The 26,290-nt window shown below is 47.8% G+C and carries 21 protein-coding genes and 1 pseudogene; 13 read left to right on the top strand and 9 right to left on the bottom strand.

From position 1 onward, the window contains the following. The first annotated feature begins 7 nt into the window (after positions 1 to 7). From J0X00_RS16420 to J0X00_RS16430, 3 genes are read left to right on the top strand one after another with little or no spacing between them, the layout of a single operon-like run. Positions 8 to 502: a phage holin family protein gene (locus tag J0X00_RS16420; protein WP_218562152.1), complete on the top strand. Its 495-nt coding sequence runs from the start codon at positions 8 to 10 to the stop codon at positions 500 to 502. Next, positions 468 to 758: a hypothetical protein gene (locus tag J0X00_RS16425; protein WP_282477218.1), complete on the top strand. Its 291-nt coding sequence runs from the start codon at positions 468 to 470 to the stop codon at positions 756 to 758. The genes J0X00_RS16420 and J0X00_RS16425 overlap by 35 nt, the downstream gene beginning before the upstream one ends. A gap of 48 nt (positions 759 to 806) precedes the next feature. After that, positions 807 to 1,901 (top strand): AI-2E family transporter, encoded by a 1,095-nt coding sequence (locus tag J0X00_RS16430; protein ID WP_282477219.1) that lies wholly within the window; start codon positions 807 to 809, stop codon positions 1,899 to 1,901. 53 nt (positions 1,902 to 1,954) lie between these two features. On the opposite strand, the gene J0X00_RS16435 is transcribed toward J0X00_RS16430, so the two are convergent. Genes J0X00_RS16435 through J0X00_RS16465 form a run of 7 tightly spaced genes read right to left on the bottom strand, consistent with a single transcriptional unit; the run spans position 1,955 to position 7,224 of the window. Further along, a complete protein-coding gene (locus J0X00_RS16435; RefSeq protein ID WP_282477220.1) occupies positions 1,955 to 2,992 on the bottom strand; it encodes an ion channel in 1,038 nt (345 codons plus the stop codon). 3 nt (positions 2,993 to 2,995) lie between these two features. After that, positions 2,996 to 3,646, bottom strand: coding sequence for a DUF2491 family protein (locus J0X00_RS16440; RefSeq protein ID WP_282477221.1), 651 nt, complete (start codon positions 3,644 to 3,646; stop codon positions 2,996 to 2,998). A 54-nt stretch (positions 3,647 to 3,700) separates the two neighbouring features. Then, on the bottom strand, positions 3,701 to 4,384 hold the full coding sequence (locus tag J0X00_RS16445; RefSeq protein WP_282477222.1) for a PspA/IM30 family protein: 684 nt from the start codon (positions 4,382 to 4,384) through the stop codon (positions 3,701 to 3,703). Between the two features lie 10 nt (positions 4,385 to 4,394). Further along, positions 4,395 to 4,787, bottom strand: coding sequence for a DUF2170 family protein (locus tag J0X00_RS16450; protein ID WP_136484360.1), 393 nt, complete (start codon positions 4,785 to 4,787; stop codon positions 4,395 to 4,397). Between the two features lie 12 nt (positions 4,788 to 4,799). Further along, positions 4,800 to 5,969: a glutathionylspermidine synthase family protein gene (locus tag J0X00_RS16455; protein WP_218562149.1), complete on the bottom strand. Its 1,170-nt coding sequence runs from the start codon at positions 5,967 to 5,969 to the stop codon at positions 4,800 to 4,802. Positions 5,970 to 5,978: 9 nt separating this feature from the next. Then, positions 5,979 to 6,803, bottom strand: coding sequence for a DUF1190 domain-containing protein (locus J0X00_RS16460; protein WP_282477223.1), 825 nt, complete (start codon positions 6,801 to 6,803; stop codon positions 5,979 to 5,981). A gap of 10 nt (positions 6,804 to 6,813) precedes the next feature. After that, a complete protein-coding gene (locus J0X00_RS16465) occupies positions 6,814 to 7,224 on the bottom strand; it encodes a DUF350 domain-containing protein (RefSeq protein WP_240798153.1) in 411 nt (136 codons plus the stop codon). 597 nt (positions 7,225 to 7,821) lie between these two features. Here J0X00_RS16465 and J0X00_RS16470 point away from each other — a divergent pair. From J0X00_RS16470 to J0X00_RS16515, 10 genes and pseudogenes are all read left to right on the top strand, one after another. Next, positions 7,822 to 8,667 carry a hypothetical protein gene (locus J0X00_RS16470; RefSeq protein WP_282477224.1) on the top strand — a complete coding sequence of 282 codons (846 nt, stop codon included), beginning with the start codon at positions 7,822 to 7,824 and terminating at the stop codon, positions 8,665 to 8,667. Positions 8,668 to 8,950: 283 nt separating this feature from the next. Further along, positions 8,951 to 9,274 (top strand): annotated as a pseudogene (locus tag J0X00_RS16475) (hypothetical protein); the annotation flags it as partial. A 170-nt stretch (positions 9,275 to 9,444) separates the two neighbouring features. Next, positions 9,445 to 9,951 carry a heme utilization cystosolic carrier protein HutX gene (hutX, locus tag J0X00_RS16480; RefSeq protein WP_282477225.1) on the top strand — a complete coding sequence of 169 codons (507 nt, stop codon included), beginning with the start codon at positions 9,445 to 9,447 and terminating at the stop codon, positions 9,949 to 9,951. Positions 9,952 to 9,961: 10 nt separating this feature from the next. Beyond that, complete coding sequence (gene hutZ / locus J0X00_RS16485) at positions 9,962 to 10,519, top strand: heme utilization protein HutZ (protein WP_282477226.1); 558 nt, start codon at positions 9,962 to 9,964, stop codon at positions 10,517 to 10,519. Between the two features lie 197 nt (positions 10,520 to 10,716). After that, positions 10,717 to 12,315, top strand: coding sequence for a Tad domain-containing protein (locus J0X00_RS16490; protein WP_282477227.1), 1,599 nt, complete (start codon positions 10,717 to 10,719; stop codon positions 12,313 to 12,315). Positions 12,316 to 12,333: 18 nt separating this feature from the next. Further along, positions 12,334 to 17,517: a putative Ig domain-containing protein gene (locus tag J0X00_RS16495; RefSeq protein ID WP_282477228.1), complete on the top strand. Its 5,184-nt coding sequence runs from the start codon at positions 12,334 to 12,336 to the stop codon at positions 17,515 to 17,517. Positions 17,518 to 17,645: 128 nt separating this feature from the next. Beyond that, positions 17,646 to 19,358, top strand: a complete 1,713-nt coding sequence (locus J0X00_RS16500; protein ID WP_282477229.1) for a TolC family protein — start codon at positions 17,646 to 17,648, stop codon at positions 19,356 to 19,358. After that, entirely contained in the window at positions 19,348 to 20,130 is a 783-nt protein-coding gene (locus tag J0X00_RS16505) for an efflux RND transporter periplasmic adaptor subunit (protein WP_282477230.1), read from the top strand. The genes J0X00_RS16500 and J0X00_RS16505 overlap by 11 nt, the downstream gene beginning before the upstream one ends. Before the next feature lie 12 nt (positions 20,131 to 20,142). Beyond that, a complete protein-coding gene (locus J0X00_RS16510; protein ID WP_282477231.1) occupies positions 20,143 to 21,567 on the top strand; it encodes an HlyD family secretion protein in 1,425 nt (474 codons plus the stop codon). A 272-nt stretch (positions 21,568 to 21,839) separates the two neighbouring features. Further along, entirely contained in the window at positions 21,840 to 23,678 is a 1,839-nt protein-coding gene (locus J0X00_RS16515) for an HlyD family efflux transporter periplasmic adaptor subunit (protein ID WP_282478311.1), read from the top strand. A 369-nt stretch (positions 23,679 to 24,047) separates the two neighbouring features. Here the strand turns inward: J0X00_RS16515 and J0X00_RS16520 are convergent, their stop codons facing one another. After that, positions 24,048 to 25,424 (bottom strand): HAMP domain-containing sensor histidine kinase, encoded by a 1,377-nt coding sequence (locus J0X00_RS16520; RefSeq protein ID WP_282477232.1) that lies wholly within the window; start codon positions 25,422 to 25,424, stop codon positions 24,048 to 24,050. Positions 25,425 to 25,433: 9 nt separating this feature from the next. After that, positions 25,434 to 26,102, bottom strand: coding sequence for a response regulator transcription factor (locus J0X00_RS16525; protein ID WP_282477233.1), 669 nt, complete (start codon positions 26,100 to 26,102; stop codon positions 25,434 to 25,436). Positions 26,103 to 26,290: the final 188 nt, after the last annotated feature.

Consider the following 26,290-nt stretch of genomic DNA (forward strand, 5'->3'; position numbering starts at 1 on the left):
TATAGATATGAAGCCTGAACAGCAACCGACTATGGCCACCGATGAGGGTGGCCAATCCCCTTCCCGTGAGTCTGCCCAGCCCAAAGGCAGCGCTCAAGACGGAGCCGACCCTGTCAATGATCTGCACAGTTTGTGGCAACAACTGAACCTGTGTCAGCAACGGTTCCTGGCATGGGCGGATTCCACCACTGAGCTATTTTCGCTTGAGCTGAAGACCAGCCTGGCGGCGATTCGGCAGATGATAGTACTGCAACTACTGCTGATTTGTTTGGCGGTGTTTTTTGTTCTGAGTTTGTGTGCAGGGGTCGGGCTGGTGGTGTACCACTTTACTCTCAGCCTGCTGGCTGGGTACGCCGGATTTGTGGTGGCGCTGGGTGTTGTATTGGCCGGACTTATCTGGCAGCAGGCCAGACTGGCCAGTTTGGTTGGATTTCGTCATACCGTTGCGCAGGTTAAGGAGGGCTGGGATGTGGTCAGTAAGCAAACGCCAAGCGGCGATTAAGTTGAAGCGCAGTGAAGGGAGAATGCTGAGCCGTCAATGTCGGCTGTCATGGAATTTGTTCACCCGCTCACTGCTCAATTACGCCACCGCGTATCCGCTGCAAAGTGGGGGGATTTTGTGCCTGGCCGCAGTGTGTCTGACCCGTAGCCGCTTCCGGCCGCTAATTGCCCTGGGTTCACAGATTACCCGTATGCTGGCACCGCAGATACGCCAAAAAGTGGCCGCTTACCGGGCACGTCAGCCTGATCCACGCTAGCGTCGGACCAGCTGAGCCAAAACGGTGAAAAATAACAGGAAGTCGACGATGAAACATAACTATTCTGCTGCACTGATCCGAACGATGGCGGTGATCAGCCTATTCATCGGACTCTATTTTACCCAATCTCTGATGTTACCCATTTTTATCGCCGGGTTTGTGTCACTGCTCTGTGCTCCGATCGTGACAAGATTAAGCAAAATAGGGATCCCGCGCCTGATTAACGTGGTGGTGCTGCTGATGACCCTGTTAGCGGCACTGTCTCTCAGCGCTGGCTTTCTGGCCGAACCCGCCCAGCAATGGTGGTCTAAACTGCCCTCGGTGATGAAAGAGATGTCACAGCAGTTCAATCACACTTCTGCTGCCAATGCAGGTGGCGATGATTCTTTTATGGAAGTGATTGAAAAGGCCAATGTGGGAGAAATCAAAGCCAATACTGCTTTGTCTGTCGCCAAAGAAGTGGTGAAGGCGACCCCGACCATAGTGACTCAGCTGCTTATCGCGCTGTTCATGGCGTTCTTTATGCTTAGCTATGGACGTACGTTATTGCGACAGTTTTTACGCCAGCTCCCCAGCTTTGCAGACAAAAGGGTCGCGATAGAAGTGGTACGCGAGATCCAGACCAGCTTATTCCGCTACCTGAGCACCATCACTGCGGTCAATATTGGCCTCGGAGTCGCGGTCGGCACTGTACTGGCGATGCTGGGGATGGAAGATGCGTTTTTGTGGGGCGCATTCGCTGCCATGATGAATTTTGCACCCTACCTCGGGCCAATGATTTCAGTCGCCTGCTTGGGGTTGGTCGGTTTTCTGCAGTTTGATTCCTTGCAATACGCACTGTTCATCATGGCCGCGTACCTGGCTCTCAACATCATTGAAAGCCAGTTTGTGACCCCGACACTACTCGGCGACAAATTTAATCTGAATCCTTTGGTTATTTTTGTCTGGCTGGTGCTATGGGGCTGGATGTGGGGCGCAATGGGTGTGTTGATTGCCGTCCCCCTGTTGGTTTGCGTCGATATTTTCCTGGCCAGAACCTGGCTGTTCGGTGCCTGGTATCAGGTGCTGCACAATGAGTCGTCATGTTCAAATACCCAGCACACCCTCTCCCCGGATAAGTCGGCTGCGGAAAAAATTTGCTGAGATAAGCTGCCCAGGCCCAGGCCCAGTCACAAGGCCGAAGCATTTTTTGCGATTTAAGGCCAGCTAGAGAACTGAATACGTTCGTCACTGATGTAGAAAAGGGTGTCTCCGGGGCGCACTTCAGTCGTGAGTTTGGCATTTAACAATATTTGTTCACTTTCGAATCGGCGCAAACCAATAATGGTGGCTTCGACCTGAGTTTTGAACAATAGAAATACCTCACTCAGTGGAAACGGTGCGACGGTGTCGGGAACCTGAATCGCATATTGAGTCTGCCCCTGGTGAGCAGAAACCAGCTCGCTATGCACCAGAGATGAGCCACTGTCGATGACAGATTTCGCCAGCAGTTCTGTGCTTAGATTAGAAATACATTCCGATTTGGGATACATACTTTTCAGTATTTGTCCTTTGATATCATCGGTAAAGTGCGCGACTAAGTGCGCTTCTTTATTCAGACCCGTCACAAACAACGCCAGAGTTAAGGTTGTATCGTCTTTATCAGTATCAACCACGATACAGGATGCGTGACTTATATTGGAACGACTCAGTTCTTCTGCACTGGTAAATGAGGTTACATTGATGAAATCAACAAATTCAGGCAATGGGTTTTCTTGTTCCTCACGCGAGACCAGTACGATTTTTCTCTGTTCTTCGCGTTTCAACTGCTGGATCAAAAGAGGGGTTTTTTCGCGGTTGTAGCCCAGAATAACAATGTGATTTTTATAGTTCATAGTGTGTCTGCCTTTGATTTTGCGATACCACAACGCTGCCGCTTTAGCCGCTAATTTTGCAGCAACCACAGCAAATAAGGTAATACTGATAGGAATAATAAAGAACGCGGTGAACAGTTGTCCGCCTTCCGTCTGAGGACTGTAGTCACCAAACCCGACCGTCGACGCTACGACAACGATGAAATAAAGAAATCGCGCGGGAGTTTCGACCAGGTGTGTTTCTCCTAGCAGGTGCAGAGCGCCATAAACAAGCAGGATAAATACCAGTGCAATCAGGGATACGTTGAGCCGATTAATATTGTCAGCAACTTTTGATAAATACTTATCCCACAAATCAATAAACGTTTTGTTCATTTTCATGATCTAGTTATCTTGGATATCGGTTTTACTGAGGGCAAAACCGGTCGAACGGACCAGTTCCCGATCGAAGTCGTTGGTCACTGAGTTATATTTTTCCTCCGCACTAATCAGCAACAGCTCGCGAGGGCATTGCTGACTGTCAATTTCACGCGTATAAGCCATACAAAATTGGTCGGTCTCTGAGACAGAACCATCCAGGTGATAGGTCTTTTCGGTGAGTACAACCGGTGTATTCCCTTCCCAGAATTGAGTAAAGGTTTGATCCTCCAATGCATAGTGCGATTTAGCCACCTGATTATTCAATACCTTGCTCCACTGCGGAGTGCTGATCGCTTTGACATCATAAAAGTACCACAGGATAATTTCTTCAATGTGCTCACCAAACAGCTGAATCTGGAGAAATCCTTCATCATCGGTGTAAAAACGCAGCAGCTTTCTCTGTGGGTCCAGCTGAACTTCACCAACGGCTTCTATGATGTGATCAGAGGCTGCCCCTTCGATGGTCAGCATTGGCTCTGCCAGCTTAAGTTTAAGCGCATCTATGGTAAACGAGCCGCCTAGTTTCAGGCCCAGTACCTGCGGAGGGAGCAGGGCTGGCGCAGAAGAAGCGGAGCTGTTTTTAAACGCGAAGATTTTTTTCAGAGTGTTTAACATGAGTTGGTCCGACTAAAAGGCGAGCTTCTGCTCGCCAGTGGCTTAGGGGAGTGTTTATGGATTGCCGAGAATACGCTCTAGCTCTGATTGAGCATTCGACGTCGCCTCAGATTTTGCCAGGGCAATTTTGGCATCCAGATCATTGGGTGCATTTCGCGCATCAGCCATTTCAGCCGCGGCTTCCAGCTGCGCAGCTTTTTGCTGCTGTTTCTGCTTGATACGCTCCATAGATTCCAGTGCAGTTTTTGCTTTGGAATCTAATCCAGAAACGGCATTCAGTGTTGCGGCTTGTGCCTTCTGCATCTGGGCCGTGCTTTCAATTTGAGCCAGCTCTTGTTCCATTGCGGTCACGCGCTCTTTGAGGTCTTGGGCGATAGCGATCATTTTAGTTTCATTGCTGAGCAAAATATCCCGTCGGCCTTGAGCGGCTTCCAGTTGTTTACGGTACTGAGGAATATGTCCGGCAATCTCAGTGGCGAGATCCATCTTATTCTGCGCGGCAAAGTTGCGTACATCCGATTCATAGTTGTCGATTTTTTGTGCCAGTTCGGCAACCTCATTGTCTGCAAGTTTACGCTGACCTTTGGTACTGGCGATGTTGAGATCCATTTGATCGAGTTCTTTTTTCGCATCACGGATGTTTTGGCGCTGCTCGGTCACCATATGTTTATCTGCTTCTGCTTCGGCCGCATCATTAAGAAAACCGCGAAACGCAGTAAGTAAACGTGAAAATGCCATGATTTCGCCCTTATTGGTTAGTTAAATGCTCAGAAGAGAAGTGCAATAGCTCATTAACGTTCTGGAACAGCATGGTGATTTCCAGTTCAATGTTCTCAAGCTTGGAATCGGTGGAGAGAGAGCCAAAAGCGGTGTAGTAGGTCTCGCCCTGTAATCGGGTTTTACCCACTGTGGTCAGGGGAAGATGCTTTTGCAGGTACATCAGCAGGTCGTCAAATTGAGCCTGGTCTTGAATTGCCGAGGTCGGGAAAAGTAATGATTCAATCAGCATTTGCTGCTCTGCCAGCACTAAAATGGCGGTCAGGTCATCGCTGTTGGTGATGATTAGGCTGCCATCTTGTTGAGATACATGCCAATCATGATCGGCTGTCTCGAGGTAAGTTTGGATATCGTGAATTGCCATGAATAAAAGTCCTTAGTTTAAAATCAGATGAGGGACGAAGCGTGCAACGTCATTGGTGATAAGGTTGTCCGACAAGCGAAATGAGATACCCGCACCGACCTGACCAATCACCCAACTGCCGACAACACAATGGCTGCCATCGAAGCGGGCTAAAGGCGCATATTGCTGGCAGATAAAACCTTCGCGGCCGTAATTACCGGAGGTGCCTGCAACTTGTTCACCTTGACAGTAAATGCCGATATTGGCGCCTTCGCGGCTGAAAATGGGTTTAATCACTTTGTTTTTCAGACTCTCTGCACGAGGATCGTCGGCGAAGTAGCATTCGAGCAAATTGCGGTGTCCGGGGTGGAGCTGCCACAAAATGGGCAGCAGAGCTTTGGATGACAAAAGCACTTTCCACAGCGGCTCGATGAAGGTGCAATGGCTGCAAGCCAGGTAATCGCTGTATTCATCCAACAGTGCGAATTCGTACGGATACAGTGAGAATAAGTTATTAATCAGCTTGGAATTGTGGTCTGCGAATCTTTCGTCATCGGTGAGTTGGATGGCGTTGATATCGACGATCACCGCTTCCCAGCCGGCTTCTTCAGCACAAGCGGCCATATAAGTGACAGTGCGCACGTCTTCCGATGAGGTTTCATCACAGGCGAAATGAAGGACAGGGGATTGCGGATTTTTCGTTGTCTTGAGTAAGCTGAATTGAACAATCAGCTGCTCATCAAGAATATTGAACTGGTCAGCTTGCGAAGGCAGGCGACCCGCATCAACATTCTGTTTCAGCCAATCCCAGGCGGCAACAGACGCTTCGAATAACGAAGTCGGTGTCTGAGCATTATATTCCAGCAGCTTAGGCGCATCCTTGCCATTCCAGGCAAAATCAAAGCGCCCGTATAGATAGGTTTTATCCGTCTCCCACGAATGACGTAATAGGGCATGATGTTTTTCAGGCAGTCCAAAAAGATGCAATAAATCATGCTCAAAAACGTACTCAATGGCCTTGATTGTTAACTGATGCAATTCTTCTGTGACCGAATCGATCTGTTCGATTTGTGTGCGGTTAAGCTGAAAGTATTGATGATCGGTCCAGTAAGGGTGTTGGCTGGACACCTCATAAAAATCAAACCCTAATTCGCATAATCTTTCCTGCCAGTTTTGCCTGGGTTCAATATCACGTTGCAGCATAATGAAAGATTAACCTCCGAATCCGCCAAATGAGCGACCAGAGCTTCCGAAACCCCCGCTGCTGCGGGTCCTGACCGTCTGCATATGTTTATAAGTCGTCTTCTTTGACGTTTTTTCCAGTTGGCTCGGGGAGCGGTACGTTTTGTTGCCGGGGGTTGTTGCTACATACGCAGTACCTGATGTCGTGGTATAGCAGTCATCACGTCCTGAATCGGCGCATTGGCGGTAGTTGGCCTGAGTGCCGTTCTTATTGAGTGCCTGGGACGCCATATAGCCCCCGGCTGCTGCGGCCAGAGCAGTTGCGGCCTGGTTACCAGCGGAGGAGCGATCGACATGAGAGTTGGGCAGACTTTGCTTTAAGGCCCCCTCTAAATAGAGATTTTTCCCGTCTACGTTTTTCAAATCATCAAATACCAGACCATCGGCGGTAAATGCCTTGCCAAAAAATGGAGAATCCGGATTGCGAGATGTGAAAAACGGTTGCGTGAAATCGTTTGTAGGGCTTTTGTTGGTGATGAAGCCTGCGATATGTGGCTGCCATGCCCCCGTTGCGTGAAAACAGACGTTGTCGCCGAAGTCACGACGACACTCACTTTCCAGCATATATTTTAACGCTGTGCGTCGGGCTTCTTGTTCTGCTCTTCGATAGGCCGCTTCGCACTGGCCGGGCAGGACGGTATTACAGCTCTCTGTCGAAGTAAATGCATAGTATGGGTAGTCAGTCGTGTCACAGCCACTTAGAGTCAATGCCGTACCCACTCCCAGGAACATCACAATCGGTTTTCTTTTACCTATTAAATGGCGGGGTATATTGACGTTACCTTTGGTTTTCATGATGTTATCCTTAGTAAGTCATACAACCAGCATTCAGTAAGCCCACCGCGATATACATTGCTGCCGCAATGACCGCTGCGCCGGTTTCATCATTTTCAATGCGTGCAACAAACTTAGGCATAAATACAAAGCGTACAATGGTGATCATGATGATCTGCGTAATAAGTGCCACTACAGCCCAGGTAATAAAGTCATAGAAGTTAACCGCATTTCTAAGTACACCATTAATTGCAATCGCGTAACCAATAACGGAACCACCTAGTGCAATTGCTGCAGCTGTATTTTTCTGTTCTTTGATCAACTTCCATTCATTGTATGGGGTAATTAACACGACCAGATATTTGAAGATAAGTAACGCGACGATAGAGGTACCGATGTAAGCACTGAAGTTCCCAAGTGCCGCGAGATCGATGTATTGCATTGAAGTGATTTCCATAGAGTTGAGTGAAATTTAACCGAATGAACTCAATAAAGTTATTAACGGCCAGGCTAATATGAATAACTGCTCAGTGGCGACCAAATTAAACATGAAATTTGCCAATAACTTACCTTGTAAATTATGCGCTTAACTATTCAAATGTTATGCCATAATCAAAGCGATTTATTTGCATGAATTTGGCGATTTTTTATTCTGGTGAGGTAAAAAGTTGCCTGGAGTGGGCAATTTTTTGTGTTGGCGGGCAAGTTTTCTCTCGATGGGTGAAGCTACAGCAAGCAATGGTATTTCCTGTTTTGAATGGGATTTACACAACAATCGGCTGCAGAGCGGAATAAAACATCACTAAGGTGAGTTTTAAGGCTATTTACCGAAATGACGACTCTGATTAATCACTCATTCTATTTTACATATGAAGCGGTCTGATTCTTGAATACGAACGGCGGTGACTGAGACAGATATTGACGAAAGAATGGCTATGGGACGGTTTTATCTTTGGTCGTTTTTATCAATGGATAAACAAAAAGTCATGCGATCCAGCGTCGTTATTTTATTTGATTTTACTACGTATAAGGAAACATTATGGCAGAGTGGTTTGTGCTGTTTGTCCAAGGGATATTAGCCAGTTCAATTCTGGGTTTTTATTGGGCTTTTACTCGATTTGTACTTTATGGTGATGGCTATCCAATGAGTATGAAACATATCGAGAAGTGTACTTATTCTTTTGTGGCTAAAATCTACAAATTTATGATTAGAGCGCTTTTCTTTGTGCTCGGATATTACTTAATTGAATACGGGATTTATTACTTTACCCTCAGCCCTAAAGATGTGGCCGGAGTAATTGGTTATCGCGCTCATTTAACCTTGAGTGAGGGTGCCGGCTTAACGTTCTCTTTATTTTTGGGTGCCCTGTTCGGTGGTTTTATTGCGTGGCTACTTTATGCTCTGGCTCGTAAGGCCTATCTGCAGCGTTTCAATCCGATGGCCCTGGGTTTGCTGCCTGGTAACCTGCTGTATAGCACTGAGATGACCAGTTATTCTGCGCACACAATCAGCTTAAATATCAATGAATCCCAGAATGTGAATTTGGACAGACGACTGGAACAGTGGGTGAAACGAAGTTTTAACCAGTTGGCAAAAGTCGATAAACACAAGCTCGCCCCTTTAGCCGATGTTTCGGTAATTATTGATCTCGTCAGTGGTGATTATCATAGTAATCCGGCGTTAAGCCTGGATGGGCCAGAACTGGTCATGAAGTCTTCGCGGAATCTACCTAATCTCGAGCTGAAAAGCGGCAATATTTTAATGTCTGCGGAGCAAGCAAATGGCCCGATGATGATCACTATCTGTGCGGAGTTTGTTGATTGTGACGATCATTCGAGTCACTCAGTCGAACAGCTGCGCTTAATCAGGATGAAGTCTAAGTAATCGGTCCGCCCTGCAGCAGCGTCTTAAGGTCAAATTGCATTCGGGTATTGAAGGGACTGAAAGGGCTAACCTGTTGGCGGTTGAAGCGGCGGAAGCTGACCAATACAAGAATGCATAGTTTGGGAGGGGAACACCTCGCAAGCTATGCCCTATTTTTTGTTCGGGATACGTTGGTTAATGATTAAGTCGTTATCAATGAGCTGGGTGTCGTGGGTGGAAATCACAATGTCTGCAATTGGTAGACTGAATCCATGGTAATAAATGCTGCAACTCCCGCTGGTTAGTGGCTTCCAATGCTCTGGGAATTAGTGTCTCCGACAATGTGCAGGTGAAGCCTTTAGGCTCTGGTGTAGTGCGAGAAGCCTTTATCCTAGTTGTACCTTCAGCGCAGCTTGGTGAGCGTTTGGGGCTACCAACAGAAGGATACTACCACCATTTCTACAATGGGCGCTTAGTTCAAGAGTACAAGCTGCTTGGAAATGGCAAGTGGGCCTTCTACGCGACACGTTCCACTCACGAGCAGCTCAATGATGAGCAAGGCTACAACATTTATCAAAGTGCTATTCTGGTTTACTGGAAGCTCGAAGGTAAAGACGTTGAAAACCAACCTCTGACCTTATGTGACACGTCGATGGCCGCACATTAACAAATATTAATGGTCCTCTCTGGGTGTTTTATTGAGAACGCTTCTCGTATTCATTATGCTCCCATCATCCACTGCAGCGGCATTAGGTGTCGTTTATGCAGGCCGTTTTTACAGCCCTTTAAGGTACTTTTATGGACGATTTGGCCGTTCAAGTTAACGCCATACTTGAACAACAACCGCATCAATTACCCCACGAGATTGCCCAGTCACTTAATACCAATGAACTGGCAATTATTCGTTGTTATCCACCCGAGCAGGTGACGGTATTACCCGGTGCTTTGGCGCAGCCACTGCTGCAAACCATTGCCGACTGGCGCACAACAGTGACGGTTATCGTGCACTCCGGCGGTTCCATTTTTGAGATTAAAGCGCCGTTACCTGCGGGTAAAAATGCCCGTGGTTATTTCAATTTGCTTGGTGAGCCGGGTCAGTTGCATGGTCATCTCAAGTTGGATCTCATCGACAGTATCGCTTTGGTTAGTAAACCCTTTATGGGGCGAGACAGTCACTACCTTGGCTTTTTTAATCAGGCGGGTGAGTGCGTATTTAAAGTGTATTTGGGGCGTGACAAGCAAGGCAAACTGCTGCCAGAGCAGGTCAGTGCCTTTGTTGCATTAAAACATGATTTGAATAATTAAGGGCACATTTATGGATACCAATGAAAAACAGCAGCGCCTCCAAACTCGCTTAGAGCCGGAGATCGTGGAATTTCGTCAACAATGTCGCACGTTACAGTTGGCAACGGTTGATGAAAGTGGTGAACCGACCGTGAGTTATGCTCCGTTTGTTTACAACGAACTGGGTTACTTTGTGCTGATTTCCGAAATCGCCCAACATGCGCGTAACCTGAAACAGAATCCAAAATTGTCGATGATGATGATTGCAGACGAAAGCCACTCTAAGCAGCTTTATGCGCGTAAACGCCTCACTTTTGCAGCTCATGCTAACCAAGTAGAACGTGATACACCGCTGTGGCAACGTGTATTGACTCAACTTGATGCTCGCTTTGGCGACATCATCGGTAAAGTGAGTCAGATGAAAGACTTTAAACTGTATCAATTCACGACCGAACATGGTTTGTATGTCAAAGGTTTTGGTCAAGCGTATCAAGTCTCTAACGCGGATCTTGTCGATGTGGTGCATCTTGATGAGGGCCACCAACCTATGACCTCCATCCCTGAATTTGACGCGTTACAAAACGCCTAACGGATATTGCCAGCATTAAAACTGAAACTGCTATCAAAAGGGAACATGGTTCCCTTTTTTCTCGTTATGCCTAAATCCTTAGATAAGCCAATGCGTTAAAACAATTATTAACGAATATTAATGATTGTGGACTACGCTTTTTGTTGAGAATGCTTATCATCTTCATCAATTATTCACCATAAAAGTGTGCTGCATTGATGTCTATTGCTTCGTTTGTACGCGAGCGTATGAAAGGCCGAGTGACGGTCAACCAACTTCAAACTAAGTTAGCTGAGTTTATCCAGTGCGAGTCTGGCTCTGCGATGCCATTTCCAGTGTTGGTATTTATTGGCGCGTTACTGGTAAGCGTTTATAGCTTTGATACGTCACGGATGATCGACAGTGCTTCACAGCTCAAGCGTGCCACTGATGCCGCCGCGATGGCGGTGGGTTATACCGAATTAGCGAGCAGCAATACGGGCAAAAATAGCGACCTCACTACGCTGGCAAGAAACTACATTGAGCAAAACTTGGGTTTGGATTCTGGTCTTGCCGAGCAAGTTGAGCTAAGTACCGTGCGAGTGCAGAAAGGCGAAACCAGTGACGGGGCGGTCACTTACAAAGTGAGTGTCACTACCTCATTTGAAGCCCCAGAGCTTGGTACGAAAGTTGAGGACAAAACCATCTTCTCTACGGTGGAAGTAATGTCTCGTCCGACCGAAGTGGCAATGATGTTTCCCAATACCAACTCAGAAAGTGATGGTGATATTGCCGCACTCAAGCGTTTGGGCAAACAGTTTGCTAAAGATTTCCTTAACACCGGCGGTGACGAGAATCTTGACGATCTCAAGCGTTGGATCGCTTTGGTGCCATTTAGTCAATCCGTTAACGTCTATGATGAATCCGACCCTGGTCGTTTGACTCGCTGGGCTGCTGGCGGCGCGCTTAATCCTAGTGAACTCCGCAGTCTGTTTCGTACCGGCAAAGTCAACAGTCTGGCAGATGAGCGTTTTCCCGACCGAGCTGCTCATCTACTCTGCCTTTTCCGCGGCCTAGGTCAAGGCGAGAACTTCTTTTGGGATCAATCCCCCGTGAGCGAGTTTGGCGTGTATTACCGTCATGATCTACCAGAAAACGGTAGCCCAGGTGCAACACCCATCTCTTGGCAGGGGCCAAACCCAGAATTTCCCGACACGGGCGCAATAGATACGCGCTGGATCGTGGCCGACAAAGGTTGTCCTAATACGCCTCTTTTACCTCTGACTAACGAGGAAGACAAAATTGAAGCGCGTCTTAATCAAATGACATCGCGTTTTAACTTCAACTATGCGATTGCAATGGGCTGGGCTGCTGCCGCTTTATCACCGCAAATGCGTGGTAGTAATGGTTGGGGCGATAACGAATTGCCGTTGGACTTTGGCTCAGACAATACCAATTACAAAGCCATCATCATGTTAGCTAACACCACCGGCGATTGGTTTGATACCGATAGCTACAACTTCTATCGCGGTGCAAATGTCTCCGGCACTTCCCCCGATTTTGCGCGTCAACGGTTTGTCGACCTATGCCGCAGCATTCGCTCCAAAAATATCCACCTCTATTTTATTGGTGTTCGTCCCGGTGACCCAGAGGAATTTGGCCGAGTGTTGTTCGATAAAGTCGCAGGTCCCGGGATGCGTATTTGCACTGAAGGTGAGGGCAATATGTATTTTGCCGATGCATCCAATTTTAAAGATGGCGAATCGCAAATTCAAACTGCGTTAGAAAATATCGCCAAAGACATCCGCCGTAACTATTACGTTCGCATGATTAACTGATCGTCATTAGGAAGAGATATGAAAGGTTTCCCAACAGAGTCATCGCTGCACGCATTTATGTTAGAGCCGCGAATTGTGTTTGATGGTGACGTCGCTGTCACGGTGGCTGAGGTTGCTGACAATGCTGTTACAGCCGAAATAACGAACACTGATACGACTGAGACTACCCACGCTGATAATAGCGTCACTACGCAAGCTTCTGAGAGCACGAACACCACTAACAGTGATGAAAGCAGCGACAATAGTGCACCAGAAGTGAGTACCAACCAAGACAATATTGTCGCGGTCAGTTACTCACAAGAGCAAACGTATGATGATACATTTTACGGACATCTTACCTCTAACGTCGATAGTGTGGTGATGTCAGCAGATGGCAATTACGCCTATTCTATCTCCTATACCAATTCGGTGGTCACGGTATTTTCCATTGCCGATGATGGCTCGATAGCGGTAGTACAAACTCTGCATAACAGTGATTTGGCAGCCTCGTTAACGGATGGGTTGAGTGGAGTGTCATTACTGCAGATCTCGAGCGACCAATCCCATGTGTATGTTTACAGTGAATCCAATCAAACCTTATTGACTTTTACCCGCGACAGCGCAAGTGGAGAGCTAAGTTATTCTGGTCAAACGGATCTAAGTGCAACGTTAAACGGCCAAACCATTGATGATCTCCAAGAGAATAACGGTTATCTCTATGCATCGGTGGGCGGCTCAATCTATGCGCTGCAATCGGCGGATAGTGGTGTGACGTTTACGGTGCTTGATACTGAAACTAACGGTGAAAATGGAGTAGCAGGCATTAGCGATAATACCTCCATGACCTTTTCAGCGGATGGCTCGCTGCTCTTTGCCAGCAGCAGTAATGGCGACAGTGAAGTCTTGAGTATTTTTTCTGTTACCAACGGTGCTCTGACTTATGTGGGTAGTGTGACAGGGGCAGAAAGTAACTACATCCAGTCGGTGGTGGTAACTGACGATGCCAGCGTCATCTATTTATTGCGTTATAACGGTGATGAGCGTGAAGTCTTAATCATTACTCAGGATACATCATCCACCTCTGAGCACAGTTATTCACTAAAAGCGACCGAGACCGTCGCAAGTGATGTGAGCCAATTAGTTCTCAGTCAAGATGGCTCAACCCTCTTTACCTTCGGCACATCCGTGACAGCTTATCACCTGAATAGTGATGGTACATTGGCTTCCAGCACCACCATGGATTCCAGTTCTGGTCGACTGAATGGGGGAGTTACCGGGGTTGCCTATGCCAATGGGGAAATCCTCACCATAACGGCCAATGCGTTTAGTGTTTTTCAATATCAAACCGCAGCAACCACCTACATCGAAGGTAGCGATCCTGTTGCCATTTTGCCTAATGGTTTAGTCAGTGATTCAGAGTTGGATCAACTCGGGGATTATAACGGCGCAACGATCAGCATCAGCCGCGCTGAAGCGGTAGAAAATAGCAATGACAGTTACTCTTTACTGGCGGGCAATGGACTGACAGTTGATGGCAATAACTTGCTGTTGGATGGTGTCGTCATTGGTACATGGAGCGCCAGTGAAGCGGGGGCTTCAGTCACTTTCACCGCTTCGGTTTCTCAAGCCACGGCGCAGATGGTGTTAAGACAAATTGCCTACACCAATACCAGTGATGACCCAGATGCGGCAGGTGCCAATGTCACCATGAATGTAACCGTGGCAGATGGTGATGGTGCACAAAGCACGCTCAACGTGACCCTAAATATCAATGATGTGAACGACGCTCCCGTTCTGCAAGGAACCAATACCACGTTGGACTACACATCGGGTAGTGAGTATGTGCCTCTGTTTTCTGATGTGACCATTGATACCGTTGAAGAGGGGCAATCGATTTGGAAAGCGAGCATAACGGTTGAAGGCTCCAGTGATACGGATACGATCAAAGTCGATGGCAACGTTATTACTTTGGCGACCTTTAGTGGTTTTCGTACTACTGAAAATGGCTTGAGCTATCAGGTGATGAACAGTGGTGACGGGGTGAAAACCGTGGTGATCTTCCTCAATAAAGACGCTCAGTCATCAGCCGATGTGATCAATAGCATCAGTTATCGCTCCACGACACCAAATAGTGAAGGTGAGGTGAGTTTTGCTCTGCAAGTGATGGAAAGTGATGCATCAGCGAGCACGACATCAGTGGATGCTACGGTCAATATCACTGCCCAATCTGCAGCAAACGAGCTACCGGAGATCACCGGTGATAGCGGCACGCTTGCCTACACGGAAAACAGCGGCGCACACACTCTGTTCGATGGTGTTTCCGTCTCCGATGCGGAAATGGATGCGCGCAATGATGGGCAAGGTAACTACGCCGGTGCTCTTATCACCATTAGCAAAGAGAGTGGTGATACCGATGGCGAAATCACAATCGAGGGCGATGATACGTACACCTACAAATCGCAGCAGATTCTTAAAGATGGTGTAGTGATAGCCACGGTCGCAAATACCGATACGGGGATTACGATTACCTTCACCGAAGCGTATAAAACCATTCCGACCACCGCGGATGTCAATCAAGTATTATCGCTGATTCATTACACCAACAATGCCGATGCGCTTGCCGATAGTACACTGGTGTCGTTAACCGTGACTGATTCATTTGGGGAAGCATCGCAGGTGTACACCAAGTCGATAGCGTTTACGCAAGTCAATGATGCGCCGATCACCTCGCTGGGGGCTTTGTTCGATCATGGTTTGCTTGATTCGATAACCTCTTCTGACCAACTGACTGACCTTACGGATATCGCCGACACCGTGGTATCTGAATCAGGTAATCGCTTGTTTGTTTCTGATAATGAAGGACATATCGCGGTTTACGCGCTGGACAGCACCACCGGTGCCCTTAGCCATCTGTACACTTTGGCTGGTGAGAGTACAGCACAAACCTTGGTGACGAATGCCGACGGGAGTCAACTGTTTGCCATTACTTCTAAATTGAATCAATACAGCACTATCTACAGCGAAGTGACCGTCTATACCGTCGATAGCGCAGGCGAGTTAACGCAGCAGCAAGTGGTCTCTATGACCTCAACGGATTTTTCTGTTTACGATGCGATGAGTAACTTTACTTTATCAGACGATGGTCGTTATCTGTTCTTTACGTCGGATGACAGTCTTTACTCTTATCAGGTTGACAGCACCACGGGAGAATTAACAAATGTCCAAACCTACAGTGGTGCCTGGTCTGAGCCTTACATTTATCAAGTGACGGCCATTGCTGTCTCCGGTGACTATCTGTTCGTCACCACTGAGTACTCATCGGCGACCTTAATCGCTTATAAGATCGAAGACTCGGGTGTGAACTGGGTGGGTTACATTCGTAATGGCAACACCGATGCTAACGGTGCCACTATGTCGATAAGCACGGACATTAAAGATTTGGTGGTGGCGGAAGATGGGCAAAGTATCTATGCAATAACCAATAGTGGCATCAGCCTGTATCACTTTGATAGTGAGAGTAATACCTTTACCACCGTTGGCTCAGCAGAGCTGAGTAATGTTGTCGATAGTGCACTCTCGCCAGATGGCTCTGTGCTCTATGTCACCACCAGTGAGGGCAATTTACAGCGTTACCAGATTTCTGGCTCAAACTTAACATTGATCGATAGCGTGGCTATCTCGTCAACCGATGCCGATTTACAGGTCACCAGCGATGGACATCTGTTGCTAGGTGGCAATGAGTTTACCTATTTTAACCATACGGTTTATGAACCTAGCCTAGCGATTGGCAGTAGTGGGGTTCTCATGCCGACGATTGAGGTGACCGATCCTGATAGTGCGTTGAGCGATTCATACGCGGGATTTACTTTTACTCTCACCAGCAGCGATGCCAACTTGTCGGCAGATAACCTCTCTCTCGACAGCAGTTCAGGTTTTTCTGCCAGTGATGGCAACATCACTTTCAATGGTGAAACCGTCGCCACCTATGCCTTTACTAATGGGCAGTGGGTTCTCACCATTACTGGTAATGTGAGTCATAGCCAGATTAATACTCTGTTGCACGCGGTGCAGTATACGGTTAGCGCTGATAGCAACAGTGGTGAGCAGCTCTCCTTTACATTAACCACGGCCGATAATGAAGGAGCTGAAAACAGCAACAGTTGGACGATGGCGGTGGTGGATGCTATTGAACCGCCACTGGTGAATTTTGATCAAGCTTCGGTAAGTTCAGAGCAAGACCAAGCGTTCCAATATCAATTCGCCCAAGATAGCGTCACGGACCCTCAAGATTTGGCGCTTACGTGGCAGATAGCAGGCTTGCCAGATGGCGTAAGCTTTGATGCCACTACCCACACGTTAAGCGGTACGCCAACGCAAGTTGGTAATTATTCAATAACAGTCACCGTGACTAACAGTGGCGGCATGAGCACGACCTTTAGCTTTGTTTTGGCGGTGAGCACAGCAAGTGAACCGTCAACACCTACGGATCCGAGCACACCAACCGATCCTAATTCACCTGAACAACCCGATGGCAACAATTCTGCCAGAGATGAGCGATTTACTCATATTCATGATTTTTCGGCGCAAGAGCCGTTTGCTCCAGAGCCAATCATGGGCGCGGGTATGAATAGTGTGAATAGCGCGCCACAAGCTCAATCGTTGATCTCAAGTGGTGATACGACACTAGTCAACACTGCCGATGCTTCTGGGCTGTTTAATGGAGCGTTAAATACGGTTTCAGCCAGTACTGTTTCAACAACGGAGCTTTGGTGGCAAGAGCTGCAGCAAAATGATGGATCTGAAAACAGTGAGTTATCTGCAAGTGAAGACGAAGCTTCTAGCGTGCAACGCGATCTGTTCGAACTGCCTGCTTTGTCAGGGCTAAAAGTGGTGAATGTCACTGGCGAACACGGTCAGCCACTCCCTGATGGTATCCGTTTTAACTCACAGACGGGTGTGCTTACGGTGGACAGTGAGGCTGCCAATCGACTGTCGAACCCAACCATCACCGTGACTGTGCAAGATGCCAATGGTCAGGTTAAAGAGCTGACCTTACAGATTCAAAGCGTGCCGGTTGATAGCCAATCAGTTCAGGCAAGTGTGCAGCACATCATGTTGCAACACACCGTTTCTGAACACATGACGTTAGGGCAGCAAACCCAACAGGTAAGTCAGCAAGCGATGGTCGTGGAGAATCAACGTCTATTGGCAGAACTGAGCTAACGATTTGCCTAATTGAATCCGTAATAAGAGCGCGCTCCGCGCACTCTTATTCACCTTTAATCGAGGCCAGCTTTCCCGTTCTAAACAAGCAAAAAGGAAAGTGGCTTCATCAGCAGTGGTAACCCGTAGTGAAAAACACAACTCGTTATTTTAAAAAGAGCGCATTAAGTCTTTCTGTGGCCAGCCTAGTGGTTTTATCTGGCTGTTCGTTAACACCTGAAGCCGTGACCGATCAGGAAAAAAGTGCACTGTTGGCGCAAGATAAGCTCGCTATGTTTGCACAACAAGAGCCGATTGTGCATGCCATTACCCTAGAAGAGGCGATGGCGCGTGCAGTGAAGTACAACTTACAAGAGCGTTTAGCACTGATGAAACACGCTTACGAAAATCAATTGCTCGACAGTAAGCGCTATGATCTATTGCCTTCGATGGCAGCCAGTGCCGGTTGGCGTACCCGTGATAACCAAGCTGCGTCATCCAGCGAATCGGTATCTACCGGCACCCAATCACTTGAGGCGTCCACCAGCCAAGACCGCAATCTGTCCAATGGTGATTTATCATTGAGTTGGAACGTACTTGATTTTGGTATTGGTTACTTTGGCGCCAAAGCCCAAGGCAACAATGTGTTGGCGGCTGCGGAGCAAAAACGCGCTGTGGTTGCCGACATCATGCAAAAAGTGCGTAAAGCCTACTGGGCAGCAGCGACCGCCCAGCAGCTAGAGCCGACTGTAAACCAAGCACTGGCGCAGGCCAAACAAGCGTTAGCCAAAGCGAAGTTGACGGAACAAGAGCGTTTGGTCGCGCCAATTGAAGCGATGCAGTATCAAAAAAGTCTGCTGCAGATGATTGCCCAGTTACAAAACCTATCGGCAGAGTTGGTGATGGCGAAAACCGAACTGGCTAGCCTAATGAATCTAGCCCCCGGTACTCCGTTTACGCTGGCACCCATTGCCACGGCAAAAACGCAACTGCCAGCGGTGGGTTATCAACTGGATCATTTAGAAACCTTGGCGATGGTTAATCGTCCAGAAATCAATGAAGAGATCTACAAAGCGCGTAATGCAGTGCTAGAAACACGCTCACAGCTGACGCACCTCTTACCGGGCGCATCGCTGTTTGTTGGCGGTCACTACGACAGCAACAGTTATCTGGTTAATCAACATTGGGCTGATGCTGGAGTACGTGTGAGTTGGAACTTGATGAATGTCTTCTCCTATTCATCGATTAAACAGGCGGGCAAAGCCAAAGAAGACGTGGCAGAGCTAAGACGTCAGGCGCTGCGCATGGCGGTGCTCACTCAAGTTCACTTGGCGTGGCAACAATATAGCCAAGCGCAAACGCAATATGCGCAAGCTGCCGAGCTACTGCGTTTGCAACAAGGTATCGCTCAGCAAACCCAAAGTGCTTTCCAAAGTGACCTGAAATCGCGTTTAGAGCAGATCAAAATGCTCACCGAAACGGCGCTGATCACTCGTCATCGCGATCAACAGCTGGCACAGGCTTACACTGCGTATGGCGCGATTTACCAAGCAGCAGGGTTAGATCCACTGCCAAAAACCATTCACGATGCCAGTGTCGCCACGCTCTCTCAAGCGATTGCGGAGCAAAACCAGCTGCTGACCAAGGGCACGTTAACTGCTCAGCAACAGCAGGTGATTGCGCTGGTCAAACAAGGGGAAGTGGCCACTCACGAGTCAACTTCACCTGCTCAATCTGTGGCTAACGAGAGCAACAGCACCAAGCCTGCTGAGTATGTTTCGGTTTACGATTCCTTAGGTTCACTGAAAGCGGCGATTATCCATGATTACACCCGCCCAGTGGAGGAAACGAATGCCAAGTAAGGGTTTACTGACTAAAGGATGCAGCGCCGCTTTGCTTAGCGGCGTTTGCCTTGGGATTGGCTTTCATGCTGCTGCCAGTGATATGCCAAGCCAGCAGTTAACAGACAGCATTCGCATTCAACTCGAACCAGCCGCGCAGCTGGTGGTGTCCAGTGAACTTGCTGGGCGCTTGCAACGTGTTCCGTTTAAAGAGGGTCAACACTTTGCTAAAGGAGACGTTATCGCCAGCATCGAGTGCGATTTGTATCAAGCCAAATACCAACAAACCTTGGCGCAAAGCGAGCTGGCTGAGCAAAAATACCAAGTGGCAAAACGGCTAAATACCCTCGAATCCAATAGTGTTCTGGAAGTCGGGCAGGCGAGTGCCGATTTCGCTAAAGCCAAGGCAGAGCAGCGCGCAGCCGATATCATGGTCAAACGCTGCGCAATTCACGCGCCCTTTGCCGGGCGGGTATCTGAACGCATGGTCGAGCCGGGCGAATTTGTCAGTGAAGGCACTAAGTTGCTCAATATCTACAGTACTGACGCGTACGATGTGGAAATGATTGTGCCATCGCGTTGGGTAACTGCGCTGCAAATTGGTCAAGCCTTTACCGTCCAGTTGGATGAAACCGGTCAAACCTATCCCGCCAAAGTGACCCGATTAGGCAGTGTGATCGATGCGCTAAGCCAATCGTTTAAAGTGTTTGGCGAAATTCAGGCCCATGAAGGGCTGGTTCTGATGCCGGGTATGAGCGGGAGCGCGCAGATGACGCTCACTCCGCAGTTGTAATAGGAACAAGTGATGAGCACGACCCACTCGCAACACACGAGCACCTTCCACCAGAGTAACGAGATTGAGCAAGCCCTGCTGACACTGCTACAACTGCAGCAAAAAGCGCGCGAGGCCGAGTCACTGAATCAGCTTCATTTTGTGGTGTTGAATCAAACCAAAATCTTGCTTGATTATGAGCAAGCCGTGCTGTGGGACGCCAAACGCCAAGTCGTGTGCGGCGCTTCGGCTGTCACCACCGTCGACCCGAAAGCGCCGTTTAGTCAATGGATTGCCAAATTAAGTCAGCAGGTTGCTCGCCAAGAGCAGGGCAAACAGATCCACAAAGTCGAGCTTGATACACTCAGTGCTGAGGCTGATGGCTTAAACCCAGAGGCCTCAAATACAGATTCCTTAAACAGAGAGGCTTTTACCCAAGTGGCGGTGTGGGTGCCGTTACTTAATTCACACCATGAGCTGGTAGCGGCGGTATGGCTGTTTCGTTCCACTGCGCTCTCTTTGAGAGAAAAAAGGTTGCTCACATTTTGGAGCGAACAAGTCGGTTTTGTTTGGCAAGCCTTAGCCCAGCAAAGTCGAACGCGGGCGTGGTTTGAAGGTCGTTCTTTGCGTAGCAAAATGGTGAATCACAAAAAGCTTTGGTGCTTGGTTGCGGTATTGGCTGTTGGGGCGCTGTTTGTGCCGGTGCGTCAATCGGTATTGGCTCCGGCAGAAGTGGTGTCTGCTACGCCAATGACGGTGCGCATGCCATTAGATGGTGTGGTCAAAAAGCTGTGGGTTAAACCCAATAGCGCAGTGAAAAAGGGCGATCTGCTGCTAGAGCTTGATTCACAAACCCTCGATGATCAACTTGCCCAAGCTCAGCAACAGCTCTCAATTGCCAGTGCGGAACTGCGGGTAGCGCAGCAACAATCTTTTTACGATGCCAGTCGTAAAGCCAGCCTTGCCATTTTGGAAGGGAAACAGGCTCTTGCTCATTCTCAAGTGGTTTATCTGCAAGAGAAAGTTGCACAAACTCGTTTAGTGGCACAGCAAGATGGTATTGCTCTTTTTGACGATCAAGGGGACTGGGTTGGACGTCCTATTCGCTTAGGTGAACCCTTGATGGACATTGCCGATCCTACCCATACCGTAATTAAAATTCAGCTCGCAGTGGAAGATCGAATGGCGCTTAGCCAAGGCGATGAAGTGCGCTTTTTTCTTAATAGCCGCCCAACGGATGCCATTCCTGCTAAGTTAAGCAACGTTGCTTATCGCTCGACTCTACAAGACGATGGCCAGTACGCGTTTGAACTCAAAGCACAAATGGACGCAGAACAAGACTCGCCCACCATGGGGCTAAAAGGGATGGCAAAAATCTATGGTGAGCGTACCTCGTTAATGTATTACCTATTGCGTCGTCCTTTGTCACACTTACGCATGTGGTGGGGCGGCTTATGATGAGCTCAAGCTTGCCTGAATGCTTACCTCCACTGCGTCAAGAGCTGCGTTTGCATGCCGCGCCAGCCGCAGATAATGGCTCGCCGCGCTGGACACTGGAAGATCCCGTTCGCGGGCTGTTCTTTCAACTGGGTTGGTTAGAAACGGAGTTTCTGGCCCATTGGCAGTCATCGGTAGAGGAGCTGCTTAAACGCATTTGCCAAACCACGACCTTAAGCCCCAATGCCACACAGCTTGGGGCGTTTATTCGTTTTCTGCAACACAACCAATTGGTGCAGGCTGAATGTGAAGATCTTATCGAACAAGATAAACAGCGGCGAAGAGCTCAAAAATGGTGGCAATGGCTGTTTCAGCGTCATCTTTCCTTTCGGGTGCCGCTTTGCTCTCCGGATGCGTGGTTAACCAAAGCATTGCCTTGGGTGAGGCCATTGTTGTCCCGGCACTTTATTCAACTCAGTGCCTTAGTCTGGCTGATAGGGCTATGGTTAGCGTCTCATCAGTGGCAGGAGTTTAGCGCTGGGTTTTCGTATCTGTTTTCCTTTTCTGGAATCGTGCTTTCCGTTACTACAGTGATTGTCGTAAAGGTGCTGCACGAATTGGGACACGCATTTGTCTGCAAAAAATATCATGGGCGAGTGGCGACCATGGGGGTGAACTTCATTCTGTTTTGGCCAGTGCTTTATACCGATGTCACTACAGCATGGCGTCTAAAACAGCAGCGCCCGCGTATGCTGATCAGTGCTGCTGGTATGCTCACCGAGGCGGTTATTGCCGCGTGGGCGCTGCTACTGTGGAACTTCTTTGACCCAGGGATCGCGCGTAGCGTGTTACTCACCCTTGCCACCACGTCGCTATTGTTGTCGCTGTCGGTCAACCTCAGTCCTTTAATGCGTTTTGATGGTTACTTTATTTTTTCTGATTGGCTAGAGATGCCGAATTTGCAGCAGCGCGCAACCAAAATGGCGCAATGGAAAATTCGTTCATGGTTGTGGGGGTGGCAGGATGCAGCACCAGAACCAATGCTCAAAGCGCGCCAACGGTTAGTTATCAGCTATGCGTTTGCCATGTGGCTGTATCGCTTAACCCTCTATTTTGGCATTGCCTTTGGGGTTTATCACTTGGTGTTCAAAGCGTTAGGTGTGGTGCTGTTTATGGTCGAAATCGCGTATCTGCTGGTTCGTCCTTGTGTTCATGAAATTCGCTATTGGCTGAGCCAAAAACAAAAAATGACCTTTAATCTCAATACCAAACTGACACTTATCACGAGTCTGCTGTTACTGATTGGCTTAATTGTGCCGTGGCATCAAACCATCAGTGCACCAGCCATGTGGCTAGCCAAGCAGCAAACTCTGTTTGTGGCGCAAGATGCCCAGTTGCAAACCATCGAGGTTCAATCTGGTCAGCAAGTGCAAGCGGGTGAGGTGCTGTTTCGTCTAAGTTCTCCTTTACTTTTGCAGAGCATAACCGAGCTGACCTACCGCCAGAAGAGTTTACTCAAGCAGTTGCAATCCTATCCTTTTGATAAAAAAGCCTCGGCGGATTTAGCCATCATCCGCGATGAGCTGGTGGTTATTACTCAGCGACTGGCTCAGCAGCAAACATTACTGGACGAATTAACCGTGCGTGCGCCATTCTCTGGACAGGTCGTCGATGTGAATCCCTACCTTTTGGCAGGGGATTGGCTCGCGACAGGGCAAGTATTAGCGACACTCATCAGCAATCAAGAGAGCCGCGTTGATGCCTATATCGATGAGCATCAATACGGGCGTCTAAACGCAGGCACAACCGCGGTGTTTATGGCTGAAAATCTCAATCAACCGCCAGTTGCACTGCAGCTATCCAAGCTATCACTTGGCACCATTGATAACCTTAGCTCTCACCCGGAACTCAGCTCTCCTTATCTTGGCCCGATTGCCGCGACCATTGATCGGAAAATCCATCAACCGATACCCGAGCAAGCCCTTTATCTAGCGACGTTGCAAGTCCATGACACGAACGCCCCCGCATTTCAAATGCGCGGCCAAGTCACCATCGAAGGAGAAGGGCAAAGTATTCTCAGTCGTGTGTGGCAAGCCATAATGAAAGTCCTGATCCGCGAGTCGGTGATGTAAGGTGCCAGCGATACCGTTTGTAATGATAGGTTTGTGTAAATGATGTGTTCGCTTTAGTGTGAGGGAAGCTACAGAATGACTGCCAAGTTATAAACCGGTGTTTGTTTAATATTTTTAAATTCAGTGTATTACGAGGCAAATATAGGCTTCTGCGCACAATCCCCCCTCTAACTCCCCCCCTGCATAAAAGTATCGTTATACGATGCAGTCAGATCAGGGGGGAGTTAGAGGGGGAAGTAAAAGAATGTGCGCAGAAGTGTCGTGTATCTCGAATTGGATACTTGACCAATTACTTGGGCGTCGGTGATTCGGTGTGATAGCCGTATTGGCGCAGTGTGGATGAGAAAAATTGATTCTCAGTGACACCCATTAGGACATTGGCATAGCGCGGCAGCTGATGGTCGCAATCAGTCCTGTTTGACCATTTACCAGGGTAAAGCGACCTTGATGACGTTCGGCAACCGCTTGAACAAAGGGTAGGCCAAGGCCAAAACCTTCGATACTTTTTACTCGCTCAAGGCGATGAAAGCGTTTGAGCACCAAGCTGAGTTGGTCGTCTGGAATCCCCGGTCCTTCGTCAATCACATGGATATAAGTGGTTTCGAGCTGCTGCTCAACTTGTAGTTTGATCATCGAGCTTTGTGGCGCGTATTTGATGGCGTTATCCAAAAGGTTCGCCACTGCTTGAAAAATCAAGGCGTAGTCGGCATAAAACACGGCCTTGTGCGTGGCTTTGATTTTCAGTTCGATGCCTTTGTCTTCTAATAACGGCTCATAATAATCACGCACTTCAGACAGCAAATGTTGCGCGTCAATCGACTCTCGTTGCAATGACAGCTGGCCATTTTCAATTTCAGACAACTGCATGATGGCGCGAAACAGATAGAGGATTCGGTCGATTTCCATACTTGCCGCATCCAGCTCGTCAAGGGCTGAACCATCGACCATTTCAGAGGTGTTAATGAGGCGATGCTTGAGACGCGTTAATGGCGTTTTTAGTTCATGGGCGATGTGGCTGTTGGCGGTTTTGACTTGCTCCATCAGCAGTTTCGTGCGGCTTAGTAGCAAGTTGGTTTCACTGCTGAGTCGACCAAATTCGTCGTTATAACCAGCATCGGTAATACGCGCATGGTGATCGCCTTTGGCGTATTCTTCCATCACTTTCAAAATGCGGTTTACGCGCAGCAAGTTTTTAATACTAAAAGGTAAACTAATCAATAAAATAGAGAGTAATACCGTAAATAACACCGCCCCCGTCATCAGAGGAATAATACGCGTGCTATTGAGCATTGGTGACATATTGTAAGAGGCATAGTATGAGCCACCATCGGCAATGGGAATCACCATGCCATACAGCTCTTTCTGTGGTTTATGAAAACTGAGCGTTGAGATATGTGCTTTTTGCCGAGTAAGGATTGTCTGGATCTCTTCTAACGTGAGAATTTGCGCGTCACCATAGAGCAGATCGCCTAATGGATTAAAGGTATAGGTAATAAGTTCATCGTACTGATTGGTCAATTTACGTTGATTTAAGTAGTCAGCCAATTTCTGGCTGCTACTGAAGAGATTCATATTTTGCTTATTTTTAATGTCATCTAATATCATATTTTTCACATGATCAAGCATGACATTTTTTAATAATTTGTCGCTTAATAAAATAGAGGCTGATGAAATAATCAGACAAAAGAAGGCGACATAAGCAGCTTGGCGAAAACTGCTACTGTGAATAATTAAACGAACAGGCATAGATAACGTTTACCCTAGTGAATAACCTTTCGAACGAATAGTACGAATAAGCGGCTCTGCATCCTCATTGCTATTTAATTTATTACGCAATTTAGAGAGATGCACATCCAAAATATTGGTTTGTGGATCAAAGTTATAGCCCCACACTCGCTCAAGCAGCATGTTGCGAGTCACCGTTTTGCCCCGATGCTCCAGCAGCACTTGTAACAGTTTGAATTCTTTGCTGGTGAGCAATACATTTTTGCCGTTCCGTGTCACCTTCTGTTGTTCTACATCGATATTCACACTGCCAATTTGCGTGGTGTGCTGCGAGGTGATTTTTTGCGAACGATGATAGAGTCGTTCGAGTCTGAGCAATAATTCAGTAAAGTCGAAAGGTTTGCCTAAATAATCATCTGCGCCCGATTTAAGGCCTAATATTCGGTCGGATGTTTGATCATTTGCCGAGAGAATTAATACCGGTGGGTGAGGGGTATTTTGCAAATTTTCTAATACTTCAATCCCGGTCATTTCAGGCAGCATATTATCCAATACCACCACATCAAACACTTCGTTTTGAATTAATGCTAACGCTTGCGCTCCGTTATCAGAGAGCTTACATGTGTGCCCGTTAGATTGCAGTTTACTGCTGATCCAATGACTGACAGGAATTTCATCTTCAACGATGAGAACACGCATGGTTTTTCCTTAGTTGACAAAACTGACACATATTTACAAAACGCGAACAATAATAATGATAACCATTCTCAATATCAACTGTTATTGTATAACGATTTTAATTATTTTTGATATTGGGATCTAAGGGCTTGATATGTTACCTATTAGGTCATTATTAGGGTAATAACTTAAGCAAAAACAGAGAATTA

Origin of the sequence: Vibrio sp. ABG19 (assembly GCF_029962385.1) — a bacterium.
Lineage (GTDB): Bacteria > Pseudomonadota > Gammaproteobacteria > Enterobacterales > Vibrionaceae > Vibrio > Vibrio ostreae.

Bases quoted from the DNA above. Each gene is read 5' to 3' on its own strand.
- J0X00_RS16420 (WP_218562152.1), top strand. From the start codon at position 8: ATGAAGCCTGAACAGCAACCGACTATGGCCACCGATGAGGGTGGCCAA.
- J0X00_RS16425 (WP_282477218.1), top strand. From the start codon at position 468: ATGTGGTCAGTAAGCAAACGCCAAGCGGCGATTAAGTTGAAGCGCAGT.
- J0X00_RS16430 (WP_282477219.1), top strand. From the start codon at position 807: ATGAAACATAACTATTCTGCTGCACTGATCCGAACGATGGCGGTGATC.
- J0X00_RS16435 (WP_282477220.1), bottom strand. From the start codon at position 2,992: ATGAAAATGAACAAAACGTTTATTGATTTGTGGGATAAGTATTTATCA.
- J0X00_RS16440 (WP_282477221.1), bottom strand. From the start codon at position 3,646: ATGTTAAACACTCTGAAAAAAATCTTCGCGTTTAAAAACAGCTCCGCT.
- J0X00_RS16445 (WP_282477222.1), bottom strand. From the start codon at position 4,384: ATGGCATTTTCACGTTTACTTACTGCGTTTCGCGGTTTTCTTAATGAT.
- J0X00_RS16450 (WP_136484360.1), bottom strand. From the start codon at position 4,787: ATGGCAATTCACGATATCCAAACTTACCTCGAGACAGCCGATCATGAT.
- J0X00_RS16455 (WP_218562149.1), bottom strand. From the start codon at position 5,969: ATGCTGCAACGTGATATTGAACCCAGGCAAAACTGGCAGGAAAGATTA.
- J0X00_RS16460 (WP_282477223.1), bottom strand. From the start codon at position 6,803: ATGAAAACCAAAGGTAACGTCAATATACCCCGCCATTTAATAGGTAAA.
- J0X00_RS16465 (WP_240798153.1), bottom strand. From the start codon at position 7,224: ATGCAATACATCGATCTCGCGGCACTTGGGAACTTCAGTGCTTACATC.
- J0X00_RS16470 (WP_282477224.1), top strand. From the start codon at position 7,822: ATGGCAGAGTGGTTTGTGCTGTTTGTCCAAGGGATATTAGCCAGTTCA.
- hutX (WP_282477225.1), top strand. From the start codon at position 9,445: ATGGACGATTTGGCCGTTCAAGTTAACGCCATACTTGAACAACAACCG.
- hutZ (WP_282477226.1), top strand. From the start codon at position 9,962: ATGGATACCAATGAAAAACAGCAGCGCCTCCAAACTCGCTTAGAGCCG.
- J0X00_RS16490 (WP_282477227.1), top strand. From the start codon at position 10,717: ATGTCTATTGCTTCGTTTGTACGCGAGCGTATGAAAGGCCGAGTGACG.
- J0X00_RS16495 (WP_282477228.1), top strand. From the start codon at position 12,334: ATGAAAGGTTTCCCAACAGAGTCATCGCTGCACGCATTTATGTTAGAG.
- J0X00_RS16505 (WP_282477230.1), top strand. From the start codon at position 19,348: ATGCCAAGTAAGGGTTTACTGACTAAAGGATGCAGCGCCGCTTTGCTT.
- J0X00_RS16510 (WP_282477231.1), top strand. From the start codon at position 20,143: ATGAGCACGACCCACTCGCAACACACGAGCACCTTCCACCAGAGTAAC.
- J0X00_RS16520 (WP_282477232.1), bottom strand. From the start codon at position 25,424: ATGCCTGTTCGTTTAATTATTCACAGTAGCAGTTTTCGCCAAGCTGCT.
- J0X00_RS16525 (WP_282477233.1), bottom strand. From the start codon at position 26,102: ATGCGTGTTCTCATCGTTGAAGATGAAATTCCTGTCAGTCATTGGATC.